General features: G+C 72.9%; 12 protein-coding genes. 8 read left to right on the plus strand and 4 right to left on the minus strand.

The annotated features are described in order from the left end of the window. The first annotated feature begins 130 nt into the window (after positions 1-130). Together ACWGE1_RS36270 and ACWGE1_RS36275 are read left to right on the plus strand one after the other, a co-directional pair. Complete coding sequence (locus ACWGE1_RS36270) at positions 131-532, plus strand: hypothetical protein (protein WP_453424725.1); 402 nt, start codon at positions 131-133, stop codon at positions 530-532. A 234-nt stretch (positions 533-766) separates the two neighbouring features. Continuing rightward, positions 767-2,461 carry a PKD domain-containing protein gene (locus tag ACWGE1_RS36275; protein ID WP_453424726.1) on the plus strand — a complete coding sequence of 565 codons (1,695 nt, stop codon included), beginning with the start codon at positions 767-769 and terminating at the stop codon, positions 2,459-2,461. Between the two features lie 76 nt (positions 2,462-2,537). On the opposite strand, the gene ACWGE1_RS36280 is transcribed toward ACWGE1_RS36275, so the two are convergent. Continuing rightward, the gene (locus ACWGE1_RS36280) at positions 2,538-2,765 is read right to left on the minus strand and encodes a hypothetical protein (RefSeq protein WP_453424727.1); all 228 of its coding nucleotides are present in this window, start codon (positions 2,763-2,765) and stop codon (positions 2,538-2,540) included. 196 nt (positions 2,766-2,961) lie between these two features. Between ACWGE1_RS36280 and ACWGE1_RS36285 the strand changes: the two genes are divergently transcribed. Beyond that, positions 2,962-4,104 carry a hypothetical protein gene (locus ACWGE1_RS36285; RefSeq protein ID WP_453424728.1) on the plus strand — a complete coding sequence of 381 codons (1,143 nt, stop codon included), beginning with the start codon at positions 2,962-2,964 and terminating at the stop codon, positions 4,102-4,104. Here ACWGE1_RS36285 and ACWGE1_RS36290 read toward each other — a convergent pair. Continuing rightward, positions 4,059-4,637 carry a TetR/AcrR family transcriptional regulator gene (locus ACWGE1_RS36290; RefSeq protein WP_453424729.1) on the minus strand — a complete coding sequence of 193 codons (579 nt, stop codon included), beginning with the start codon at positions 4,635-4,637 and terminating at the stop codon, positions 4,059-4,061. The two genes, ACWGE1_RS36285 and ACWGE1_RS36290, sit on opposite strands and share 46 nt — an antisense overlap. Before the next feature lie 91 nt (positions 4,638-4,728). On the opposite strand from ACWGE1_RS36290, the gene ACWGE1_RS36295 reads away from it, so the two are divergent. From ACWGE1_RS36295 to ACWGE1_RS36310, 4 genes are all read left to right on the plus strand, one after another. Then, positions 4,729-5,949: an alpha/beta hydrolase family protein gene (locus tag ACWGE1_RS36295; RefSeq protein WP_453424730.1), complete on the plus strand. Its 1,221-nt coding sequence runs from the start codon at positions 4,729-4,731 to the stop codon at positions 5,947-5,949. Positions 5,950-6,043: 94 nt separating this feature from the next. Next, positions 6,044-6,436, plus strand: coding sequence for a nuclear transport factor 2 family protein (locus ACWGE1_RS36300; RefSeq protein ID WP_453424731.1), 393 nt, complete (start codon positions 6,044-6,046; stop codon positions 6,434-6,436). Positions 6,437-6,719: 283 nt separating this feature from the next. Then, positions 6,720-7,775 (plus strand): PP2C family protein-serine/threonine phosphatase, encoded by a 1,056-nt coding sequence (locus ACWGE1_RS36305; protein WP_453424732.1) that lies wholly within the window; start codon positions 6,720-6,722, stop codon positions 7,773-7,775. Positions 7,776-7,974: 199 nt separating this feature from the next. Beyond that, positions 7,975-8,619 (plus strand): dihydrofolate reductase family protein, encoded by a 645-nt coding sequence (locus ACWGE1_RS36310; protein ID WP_453424733.1) that lies wholly within the window; start codon positions 7,975-7,977, stop codon positions 8,617-8,619. A 251-nt stretch (positions 8,620-8,870) separates the two neighbouring features. Here the strand turns inward: ACWGE1_RS36310 and ACWGE1_RS36315 are convergent, their stop codons facing one another. Together ACWGE1_RS36315 and ACWGE1_RS36320 are read right to left on the minus strand one after the other, a co-directional pair. Beyond that, a complete protein-coding gene (locus ACWGE1_RS36315; protein WP_453424734.1) occupies positions 8,871-9,455 on the minus strand; it encodes a hypothetical protein in 585 nt (194 codons plus the stop codon). A gap of 311 nt (positions 9,456-9,766) precedes the next feature. Then, positions 9,767-10,516, minus strand: coding sequence for a hypothetical protein (locus ACWGE1_RS36320; RefSeq protein WP_453424735.1), 750 nt, complete (start codon positions 10,514-10,516; stop codon positions 9,767-9,769). A gap of 336 nt (positions 10,517-10,852) precedes the next feature. Here ACWGE1_RS36320 and ACWGE1_RS36325 point away from each other — a divergent pair, with 336 nt between their 5' ends. Further along, positions 10,853-12,013: an ALF repeat-containing protein gene (locus ACWGE1_RS36325; RefSeq protein WP_453424736.1), complete on the plus strand. Its 1,161-nt coding sequence runs from the start codon at positions 10,853-10,855 to the stop codon at positions 12,011-12,013. The last annotated feature ends 102 nt before the right edge of the window (positions 12,014-12,115 follow it).

The following is a 12,115-nucleotide window of genomic DNA, read 5'->3' on the forward strand; positions in this document are numbered from 1 at the left end:
CAACCGCCGTGCCGCGGGTGCGCGCGGGGGAGGGGACGGCCGGCGGCCCCCGACGGGCCGGGCCCCCGACAGGCCCGGGTCCTGCGCCCCGGACGGTGGCCGGGGAGCGGCTCGGGCAAGACTTCTGCCCATGAGAGTCAGATGCCTGGAGATCATCCATCCCGACGGCCACGTCCCCGTCGCGGAGTACGACGGGATCCGCGTGGGCGGTGTCTACCCGGTTCTGGAGTTGGTCGCCCACGACATCGACTGCCAGATCCGCGTGCTCGGCCCCGACTCGCCCGACCCCGGACTGCTCTGGGACCCGGACGGCTTCGAGACGGTGGACCCCCGGATACCGCCCGGCTGGACCCTGACCATCACCGGCGGCCGCACCCGTCTCGCGGATGCCCGCTGGCAGCGGCCCGGTTTCTGGACCGACTACCACCACGGCGACGAGCAGGCCCGGGCCGACTACGAAGACGTGAAGGGCGAACTCCTCGCCGCCGTCCCGGATCCGCCGGGGTGCCGGGGAGCGGTTCACACCACGTGACGGCGGCTTCGGCCGTCAGGCGGGCATGAGGAACGCCGGGACGGGACGGCCCGCCCGCGGGCCGCCGTTCCGACGGCCTCCTGTCGATCACAAACCGCACAGCCGGTAAAGCCTTGGCCCCTATGGAGTGAACTGCGTCAGGACTCCGTGACCCTTGGCCGGAACCCTCCATACGTTGGCCCCTCTTCGCTCATCACCACAACTGGGGGGCCGGTGCGCAACCACCGACTCGTAATGACCGCTGCCTTCGTGGCAGCCGGTCTCGGCATCATCCCGGGTACCGCGCAGGCTGCGGATCCCGTACCCGTACCCGTCGCGGCCGGTGTGGCCGAGGCGATAGCCAAGGCAGCCACCTCCGAGGGCTTCCACAGCCCGGCCGACCGCACGATCCGTACCGCCCTGCCCGCTGCCGCCGGGAACGGCAAGGCGAACGCCAAGACCGCCGCACCACAGACCGCACAGGCCGTACAGGCCGAGCCGGCCGCACCGGCCGCGGGGGCCAACCCGGCTCTCGCGGTGGACGTCAGCGGCACCAGCTACACCGCGCACGGCATCGAGCTCACCGCCCTGATCACGAGCGCCGACTTCGCGCTCGGCGTCGTCATCGACTGGGGCGACGGGAAGTCCGACACGCTCACCGCCCAGGGCAACGCCGAGCTGCACCACTCGCACACGTACGACAAGTCCGGCGAGTACCAGGTGAAGGTGACGGTCACCGACACCGCCAACGCCGTCCAGGCCGCCAACGGAGGCGCCTTCCTCACCCCCGGTTCCGACTTCACCCCGCACGCCCCGACCCGCCTCCTCGACACCCGCAACGGCACCGGCGCGCCCGCGGGCAAGGTCGCCGGACAGGGCTCGGCCCGGGTGAAGGTGGCCGGCAACGCCGCCGTCCCCGCGGGCGTCACCGCGGTCGCCCTCAACGTCACGGTCACCGAGACCGTCGACAGCGGGTACGTGACCGCGTGGCCCGGCGCGGGCCACGACCGCCCGGGGACCTCGAACCTGAACTACACGGCCGGCCGGTCCGTCCCGAACCTGGTGATCGTGCCGGTCGGCGAGGACGGGTACGTGGAGCTCTACAACGGCGGCGGGCAGCCGGTCGACCTGATCGCCGACGTCACCGGCTACTTCACCCGGGCCTCGGCCGGCGGCTACACGTCGATGACGCCCGCCCGGTTCGTGGACACCCGTGAGGGCCTCGGTACGTCCCGGGGCAAGCTCGCCGCCCGCAGCGCGTTCACGACCGGGATCAGCGGTCTGCAGGGGGTGCCCCAGAACATCACGGCCGTGGCGCTGAACGTCACGGTCACCGAACCCGGAGGGCTCGGGCACCTGACCGTGTCCGGGGACGGCCCGGTCCCGACGGCGTCGAACCTGAACTTCGTGGCCGGCCAGACGGTGGCCAACGCGGTGATCGTGCCGGTGGCCGCGGACGGGACGATCAAGGTCTTCAACGGGGCCTACCTGCCGGCCCACGTGGTCGTCGACGTCGTCGGCTACTACAGCAAGGAGAGCAAGGCCGCCTTCCTGCCCTTCACCCCGTTCCGGACCCTCGACACCCGCGAGGAGGCATACGGCTGGCCCGGCGGCAGGTTCCGGGCCCGGGAGCACATCACGCAGGGGTTCACGCCCGAGGCGGCGACGGGCGTCGAGGCCTACGTGCTGAACACCACCGTCACCGAGACCGGCGGCGACGGATTCCTCTCGGTGGCGCCGAGCCCCAACCCGCTTCCGGCACCGGGCGAGCCGGCCGCGGACGCCGGGCCGCGCCCCGGCTCCTCCACCCTGAACTGGACGGCCGGCGCGATCGTCCCGAACCTGGTGCAGGCGAGCGACGGCGACCACGGCGTCATCAACTTCTGGAACCAGGGCTATCAGGACGCCGACCTGGTGCTCGACGTCTTCGGCGTCTACCAGTCGAAGTGATTCCCGGGAGCGGGGACGGCGGGGGCGGCCTGCACGGGCGGGCCGCCCCCCGGCCGGCCCCGCTCTCCCGGCACGGTCAGCGCCGGGTGCGCCAGGTGCCGTAGAGAGCGGCGACGGCACTGATGACGCCGGCGAAGCCGGTGTCCCCGACGGCGAGGTAGACACCCGCACAGGTGGCGAGGAGAGCGATCAGCACGACGCTGTCGCGGTTCCCGTACCGGCCGGCTTCGGGCGGGGCGGCCGGCTCCTGCCGTGCGGGAGGTACGGGGTCGGGCGCCTGGGGTGTCGCGTCGGAGTGGGTCATGTCTCAAGGAGACCGGTCCTGCGGGCGGGTTCCCAGTGATCCGTACGGTCCCGCATGGACCCGGACAACACCCGCCACAGCACGCGGAATCCGCCCCGGCCCCGAACGCCGCCGGGGTTCGACACCGTTCGGCGGATTCCGCGCACGTACGGCGCCAGGGGCCTTGGCGCCGGTTTCCGGACAAGGGGGTGACCCGGTGACGCATGAGGATGCCGGGATCGAGCCGCACGACGTCGCTGCTGTCACCGCGTTCGAGGACGCGCTGCACGACTTCACCGAAGAGCTGAACCGGCTGCACATCGTGCACGGCGCGCCGACCTACGCGACCGTGGCGGGCGCCTCGTCGCGACCGAGGCTGACCAAGGCCGGACTCAACGAGCTGTTGTCCGGCAAGCGGTTCACCTCCCTGGAGGCACTGCTCGAATTCGTCCGGGTCGTCACCACTCCCCGGCACCTGGACCCGGCCGCCGCTGCCGGGTTCCGGGCCGCCCCCGCGACCGTGGACGAATGGCGGCGCCGCTGGCAGGAGGTGAAGCTGCTCCAGCGCCGGGCCCAGCCCGCGAACAAACGCCTGCGCGCCACCGTGCGGCAGACTCTGGACGACGCCTCGCAGGAAGCCGAAGCCCTGCGCAGGGACGCCCGCGCCGAGGCCGACCGCATCCGGGCCGGCGCGGAGGCCGAAGCCGCACAACTGCGCGCCCGGGCCCGGCGCGAATACGACGAACTCCTGCACCGCGCACGCCAGGAGGCCGCCCGGGCCGAGGGGGCGCCACCAGGAGAAGGGGCGGGGGAGGGCGGGGACACCCTGGACACCCGGGAGGCCGCTGCCGCCGGCTCCGGCTCCGGCTCCGGCTCCGGTGCCCGGACGCGGTGGCGGGGGAGGAGCCGTGGCCTGCTCGCGGCGGCGCGTCCGCCGGCCGCAGCGACCGCGGTGGCCGGGCTGGTCCTGGCCGCGATGGTGGCGGGAGACTCTTTCACCGGGACGTCCGGGGACTGCCGGGCGGGGCTGACCCGAGCGGCCGATCAGCTCATTCCCCGAGCCGGCCCCACGGCCCGCGACGGCATGCGGTTGGCGGCGTTCGCCCACGGGCCGGGCTCCTTCATCCCCGGCCCGCCCGGGCCCGTCCGCGGCTTCCCGCTGCCCTCCTCCGGCCCGTCGGCAGACGCTTCCCCCGCACCGAGCACCTCACCGACACCCAGCCCCGCCCCCGCACCGACCGTTTCACCGACAACGACAACGACACCGACGGCCCCGAGCAGGCCCGACCCCTGCGCCCCGCAGGCGCGGGGCGGTCAGGCTGCGGCGCCGAGGAGGCGGTTGACGAGGAGTTCCGGGTAGCCGGAGGCCGGCGGGTCGATGCCGAAGATCGCCCGTAGGTAGAGCGGCGCGACGAGCTGGTCGAGGATCTGGTCGAGGGGCGGGGGGACCTCGCCCCGTGCGGCGGCTCGCTCGCGGATGCGCTCGATCGCGCCGATGCGGCGCTCGAACTGCTGCGCGCGCTCGCCCTGCGCCGTGGCGCTGCCCGGCATCGACAGGGCGACGGCCCGGATGAGCAGCCGCCCTTCGGGCGTGCGGATGCTCGCGACGCCCCCCTCGGCCCAGGCCGTCAGGTCGCCGCGCAGGGTTCCGGTGTCGGCCAGCGGCCAGTCCCGTTCGAGGCGGGTGACGACCACGTCGGCCAGGAGCGCCTCCCGGCTGCCCCAGCGCCGGTAGACGCTGGTGTGGTTCACCCCGGCGCGCTGCGCGACCGCGGGGATGGTGAGATCCGCACCCTCGGGATCGGACAGCAGGTCGATGACGGCCTGGTGGACGGCCGAGCGGACCTGCTCGGGGCTCTTGCGCAGGCGCGGGGCCGGTTGTTTCGAAGTCACCCGCACATCGTAAGCACATCTATTTGCTTCTTGGGGTCCACGGGGTCTACAGTCCTGCCGTACGCACAGATCTGTGCTTAAGGAGTGTGTGATGAAGCCGCTGCTGTTCCCCGGCAACCCCCAGTTCTGGTACGAGACCCTGCGCTCGATGAGCCACATCGCCTACGGCGGCGCCGACTTCGGCGAGGTCGTCTCCACCGGTGCACGCATCAAGGAAGGCGACTACGACAGCTGGCACGAGGAATGGACGGCGACCGCCGACCGGGTCGCCGCCGAGGCCCAGCGGGCCCTGGACGCGGGCCACACCGTCAGCGCCCGCGACGGATTCCTGCGCGCCTCCAACTACTACCGGTCGGCCGAGTTCTTCCAGCACGGCAACCCGTGCGACCCCCGCCACGACCACACCTACAACCGCAGCGTGACCTGCTTCCGGGCCGCGGCCGCGCTCTGCACCCCCCGCATCGAACCGGTCCGCATCCCCTACGAGGGCACCACCCTGCCCGGCTACCTCTACCGGGCCGACGACACCGGCACGCCCCGCCCGACCCTGATCATGCACAGCGGGTTCGACGGCACCGCCGAGGAACTCCACTTCAGCGGCGCGTCGGCCGCCGTGGAGCGCGGGTACACCGTCCTGACCTTCGACGGCCCCGGGCAGCCCGGCCCCCGCCACCACCAGGGCCTGGTCTTCCGCCCCGACTGGGAGAACGTCATCACCCCGGTCGTCGACTTCGCCGAAACGCTCCCCGAGGTCGACAACAGCCGCATCGCGCTCCTCGGGAGCAGCATGGGCGGCCTGCTCGCCCCCAGGGCGGCCGCGTTCGAGCACCGCCTCGCCGCCCTGATCGCCGTCGACGGCGTCTACGACCTCGGTCAGGTATCCACCCGCCACATCCCCGGCGGGCGCGAGGAGGCCGAACGGCTCCTGCGCGCGCAGTCCGCCCCCGCACTCGACGCGCGCCTCGAGGAGATCACGGCCCAGGACGCCACCGCCCGGTGGGCGATCAACCACGGGATGTACGTGATGGGCGTCGACACGCCCCGGGCCTTCAGCGCCTCCTACCTCGACTACACCCTCGCCGGCGGCATCGCCGAACGGATCCAGTGCCCCACCCTGGTGTGCGACGCCGCCGAGGACGAGTTCTTCGAAGGCCAGCCCGAGCAGCTCTACGAGCACCTGACCTGCCCCAAGACCCTGATGACCTTCACCGCCGAGGAAGGCGCCGGCGCCCACTGTCACCCCGGTGCCATGCGCCTGGCCCTCGCCCGCATCTACGACTGGCTCGACGCCACCCTCGCGACCGCCGCCTGAAAACCCGGCCGGCACCGGCCCCCGTACGCCCCGGTACGGGCGCCCCGGTGCACCCCGGTCCTCCCGGACCGCCTCACACCACAAGGAAGCCCCGATGAACCGCACCGGAATCCAGGCCGCTCTCCACGACCTGCTCTTCAACCGCGACGTCACCCTGGAGGAGGCCGCCGAGCGCCACTTCACCCCCGGGTACCGCCAGCGCACGGACGGCCGGTGGGCCGACCGCGCCGGATTCCTCGACCACATCGCCCACCTGCGCGGCATCGTCGCCGGCGGCACGGTCGAGGTCCACGACGAGCTGTACGACGGCAGCAAGTACGCCGACCGGCACACCTGCCACATCACCAAGAACGACGGCACCACCGTCAGCATGGAGGTCTACGTCTTCGCCGACCTCGCCCCCGACGGCCGCTTCCACCGCATCGAGGAAACCACCCTGATGCTGAGCGGCTCCGACGCGGACCGCAACATCGGCAGCGCCCGCTGACCCCCGAGGACCCCCGCCACCCTTGATTCAATCAAATGTTCGAATCAAGGGTGGCGGTCCGCCCTCCGCAGCGTCCGCCGCGGTCGCTGCCGCCCCGTGCCCCGGGGAGGCGGCCGCCCCGCCGGGGCCTGCCGGGGCACCGCAGGCCGCGCCGCGCCGGTGCGGGTCGGGCGGGCCCGCGCCGATCCGTCGGAGCGCTGTGCCCCCATTACGTAGATACTCTGTGAGTGTGATCGAGTCCGGACGACCGCGGCCCCGTAGGCGCCCCGGCCCGGGAAGACTTGTGCGGCTGTCGCCGGTCATCCTGACCGTCGTCATCGCCAGCCTGGCCTACACCACTCCGCCGGAACTGGCCTTCAGCCGCCTCCTGCCCGCGGCACCGGCCCTCGCCGCCGCCATGTGGCCGGTGCTCCCCACCGTCCTGCTCGGGACGGTCTGCCTCCTTCTGATGATCGGCCTCAGCTTTGTCTTCCCCGACCTGGGGACGTGGTGGACGGCCGCGGGGATCATCGCGGTCACCGTGGCCGCCGCGTACGGAAGCCACGTCCGGCTCCAGCGGGAGCGCACGCTCTTTCAGGTACGGCTCGTCGCCGACGCGGCGCAGCAGGTGGTGCTGAGCCCTTTGCCCCGCCGCTTCGGCAGCATCGAGATCGAGTCGCTGTATCTCGCGGCCGCGGCGGAGGCCCGCATCGGCGGGGACTTCTACGAGGTGGTCGACACGCCCTACGGGGTCAGGCTGCTCATCGGCGACGTGCGGGGCAAGGGCCTGCCGGCCGTGGGGGCGGCCGCGGCGATCGTCAACGCCTTCCGGGAAGCCGCCTACGGCGAGATCGACATGGTCGACGTCGCACGCCGGCTGGACGCCAGCAGCACCCGTTACAACGCCGCGTTTCCCCCCGAGGGGCCGATGGAGCGCTTCGCCACCGCCCTGCTCGTCGAGATCCCGCACGAGGGCGGACGTATGGGCATCCTCAACTGCGGACACCCCCCGCCACTGCTCCTGCACCGCGGGGAACTGCGTACCCTCGAGTCGGTCACCCCATCGCCACTGCTCAGCCTCGCGGAGCTGATCGGCGATCAGTACACCGTCGACACCTTCGACTTTGCCCCCGACGACCTGCTCCTTCTGTACACCGACGGGATCGCCGAGGCCCGCGCCGGCGACGGCGAGTTCTTCCCGCTGGCAGCCTGGATGGGCCGGCAGCCCCCCACACCGCCCCGCGAACTGCTCACGGCCCTGCACCGCGATCTCCTGCGCCACAGCAAAGGACGCCTCGACGACGACATCGCCGCCCTCGCGGTGCGCCTGCGCGAACCGCGGGGCGCGGAGTCCGGATGAGCGGGTCCGGCTTCACCGGCACAGGACGGCCACCGCGACCGGTGGCCGGTCCGCGGTCGGCCGGCCTGTGCCGGAGCCGGATCCTCGCGGTCGTTCCACCCGACCGGGTGAAGCCGGCCCCGCCGCCGCGATGAGTCCGCAGGCGCCCGCAGGTCCGTCTCTCGACGGAGACAACCGACTCACAGGGAGCAGGCAAGCCATGGGCCTCATCCACATCGAGCTGTTCGCGACCCTCGACCTCGTCGGGCAGGCGCCCGGCGGCCCCGACGAGGACCCGGAGGGGTTCCCGTTCGGCGGCTGGCAGGCACCCCTGCTGGACGAGGTCGCCGGGGCGCAGGTCGGTGCCGCGTACGAGGGCACGGACGCCCTCCTGCTCGGCCGGCGGACGTACGACATCTTCGCCGCCCACTGGCCCCACCAGGAGGGCGGCGAGGACAACGAGATCGCCACGCTCTTCAACAGCGTCCCGAAGTACGTGGCCTCCCGCGGCCGGCCCGACCTCTCGTGGGCCGGGTCCACACAGCTCGGCCCGGACCTCGCCGGCGCGGTGCGCGAGATCCGTGACCGGCACGAGCACGTGAAGGTCGTCGGGAGCCTGAACCTCGTGCAGACCCTCCTGCGCGAGAAGCTCTTCGACCGTCTCGACCTCTGGCTGCACCCGATCGTCCTCGGCGTCGGGAAGAAGGTGTTCGACGACGGCGCGGTGCCCACCAACGTCACGCTCCTCGCACCCCCGGCCGCCGGCCCGAAGGGCACCGTGTACCTGCGCTACGGTCTCGCCGACGGCATTCCCGCGACGGGAGACATGAGCGCCCCCGACCGCGGCACCCCGACCGCCGACTGAGCCCTCCCGCGCCTGCGCAGCAGCCGGCAACGGCCCGGTGGAACACCGGCGTTACGCCGAGGCGCCACCGCGCGTCGACTACGCCCTCACCGGGGCCGGTGCGGCCCTGCTGGTGCCCATCCGTGCGATGGGCACCCGCGCCGCCCGCTACGCCGACATCGTCCCGGCCTCCCAGGACCGCTTCGACACCCGCTGGTTCAGGCCGACGGCCCGCCCCAGGTTCAGGGACGGGCCGCATGGTGCAGGTGGGGTCAGGAGGACTGAGGGGGCTGCGTGGCGCCGGGCACCGGGCCCACGAACTTCGGGTTGTCCTGCCAGGCGGGTTCCATGGGCTCGATGCCGACCACGGTCACGCCGGTACCGGGCCGCTGCTCGCCGATCAGCTCACCGCGGTGCCGGACGACGAACGGGACGGCAAGGGGCTGGGCATGGACGGCATCGTTGACGTAGACGTCCTCGGTGTAGTCGTAGCGGGCCGAGGACCAGCACCCTTCGCATCCGGCTTCGGGCTTGCCCTCGTAGGTCCACCGCAGGGTGACGCGGTAGGTGATGGGGTCGTTGCTGTCGGACCCGGAGGTGAAGACCAGCCTGCCGCGGCCGGTGCGGTGGTCGGTGGCGCACATGCTCACGGTGACGGTGCCGTACCCAAAAACGCTCTCGGGGGTGGGGAGCTGGGGCACGGTGCGGGGGCAGCCGGGCGCGGGGGTCCCGCCGCCGCCTCCGGGATGGCCGGTGGGCGTCCTGCTGGGCTGCGGGGCGACGGTGGGGTCCGGGGTGACGGAGGGGCCGGGGACGGGGGAGGCGGTGGGGCCCGGTACGGGGGTGCCCGACGGCATGACCGTGGGGCGGGCGGTCGGCGAGGCGGAAGGCTTGCTGGTGGGCGAGGCGCTGGGGACGGGGCCGGGGGCGTCGTCGGCGTTGACGGGCCCGGCGAATAAGGCGAGGACGGCAGCCGCGCAGGTGGCGACGACAGCAGCGGGTATCAGCTTGCGGTTCACGTTTTCCATTCGGGTTGGAGTGACCCCCGCCCCGGGCGGGGCGGGGGAATTCTGGTCACGACGCGGGAGCGGCGCCGCCCCGCCAAAGGGTCCGTTCCAGCCGCCCCTGCTCACCCGGTACTCACGCGGCGGACCCCCACTGCCCGGGATCACGCCGCTCTCCCGGCCGACGGCGCCCCGGTGAACAGGTCGTAGCCCTCCGCATCGCTGCGGAGCGCGGCGGCGGCCGAGGCCACCATCGTGCCGAGGAGGACCAGCGCGAGCGGCCCCCAGATCGCCCAGATCGCCCACAGGGGCCAGTTGTTGTTGCCCTGCGCCCACAGCGTCAGGAGAGCGGTGATGCCCAGGGCGGCGCCGTGCCGGCGCACCATGGCCGCCGCGCGTTCGTGCCGCCGGTCGTGGCGCTTGACGATGGCCCACAGCGAGCCGGCGAGGGCGACCAGGCCGAAGGAGATGCAGGCGAGAGCGCCCCCGAGCCGGTCCGCCGGCCACCCCACCGGGCCGAACGTCGTCTGCTGCCGCCGCCCGTCGGCGTCCCGCACCTCTACGATGCCCCCGCGCCAGACCACACCGACGACCGGGGCGCCCTGCCGCATCTCGGACAGCACCGGACCGGTGTTACGGAACGCGACGTTCCACGGTTTGCCGCTCGGGAGCAGCAACGTCGCCGCGGGCTCCTTCCCGCGGTCGTCCGTGTGGGTGTCGAACTCGCGGACGGTGAACGCCTGCTCCCACACGCACGCCGACGCCGTCACCGGTGCGGAGGCGCAGACCGGGGAGGCCCGGTACTCCCGCTCCCGCTCCAGCGCCCCGCCGACCTCCAGGGCCGACGCCACCCCCACCACCAGCCCCACGAGCGCGATCGCCAGCCAGACCGCGACCTGTCCCGATTTCTGCACGTCCCCGCCTCCCCCTCATTCCTCCGCGGTTCCCCTGTCCGCCCGCACATTGGAGCACGGAAGATGATCAAGGAATACAGGAGATCTGGCGCCCCGTCACGACTGTTGCAGAACAGTCGAGTTGCACAGACGCGGGAGTACGGAGCGTGCCGGCGGCCGTCTGCCCGGGTTCGGGGCACCCGTGAACGCCGGGCGCCGATCGGCCCAACTCGCTTCCGGGGCAGCCTTCTCACCCGTCCGCCGCGCGGGGTCACTTTGAGTTGACCCGTCAGTACAACCATCGGCGCAGGTCACACGTCTCCTGTGCCGAAGAAACGTTCCCAGGGGGTTTTGTCTGTGAAGTTGTCCCGGATCGCCGCAGCGGTCACCACCGCCGCTCTTGCTCCGGCCGTCCTCATCGCGTCACCGGCGTTCGCCGCCGGTCCGCACGCCCCGGCCGCCGGCAGCCCGCCGGCCCCGACCACGCCGGACCAGCCCGTGCCCGACCGGGCCGAAGAGGACCGCAAGACCATCCTCGCGATCATCGCCCACCCGATGGCCAGCGAGTACATGAAGGAAGCCGGCCGGAAGGCCATCGCCGACGGCCCGCAGGCCATGAGGAAGTTCATCGAGGTCGACCAGCACAGGATCCGCCTCGACGACTACCGCGTCGCGATCACCCGCCTCCTCCACAAGGCCGGCCCCGGCCTGAAGGAGGGCATCAACAAGATCCTCAGCAGCGGAGCCGGCCTCGAACAGCTGCGCCGCTTCTACGAGGTGACCCAGCACGAGCTGCGCGACGACGACAACAAGGTCGAGATCTCCAGGCTCATCGGCACCGGCGGCCCGGCGGTGAAGGAGGCCGGCAAGAAGGCGCTCAAGGGCACCCCCGCCGACCGCGCGGAGTTCCTGGACACCGGCCGGTACTTCGCCCATGCCTCGGACGACCGGGTCGAACTGGCCCGCATCGACGAAGGCTGGGACGGCCCCATCCTGAGCGGGGCGATCAGCAGGCTCCTCAACGGGGCGCCGACCCCGGCCGAGCTGCGCTACTTCCTGGAGGTGACCCAGCACGAGCTGCGCGACCAGGACAACCGCGTCACGATCATCAAGATCATCGACGGTGGCGGTCCCGAGCTCGTGAAGGCGGGCCGCGCCGCCCTGGCGGGCACCGCCGCCGAACGGGCCGAGTTCCTGAAGACGGGCCAGCACGAGGCCCGCGCCAAGGACCAGGCGGCCAAGGACAAGGAGAAGCCCGCCCCGGGCAAGGACGGCCAGAACCAGGGCAACGGCTCCGGACCGGCCTCCGGCACCGGCGGCACTGCGACGGGCAGCGGCTCCGCCGGCGGCTCCGGCAGCGCCGCCGTCACCGCCCAGGGCGGCAACGCGGCGCCCCTCGCCACCACGGGCGCCGGCAACAGCACGACCCTGATCGCGGGCGGCGCGGGTACCGCACTCGTCGCCGGCGCCGGACTGCTGCTCGCCGCCCGGATGCGCCGCACGGGCGCGGAGGGCTGACGGTCCACCCGTCGCGCCCGCGCGCAGTACGCACCACCGGCCGGCCACCGCCCCCCGGGCGGACGAGCCGGAACGCGCCGAAGGGCCGTCACCCTCACGTCT

It is taken from the genome of Streptomyces sp. NPDC054932, assembly GCF_053610205.1.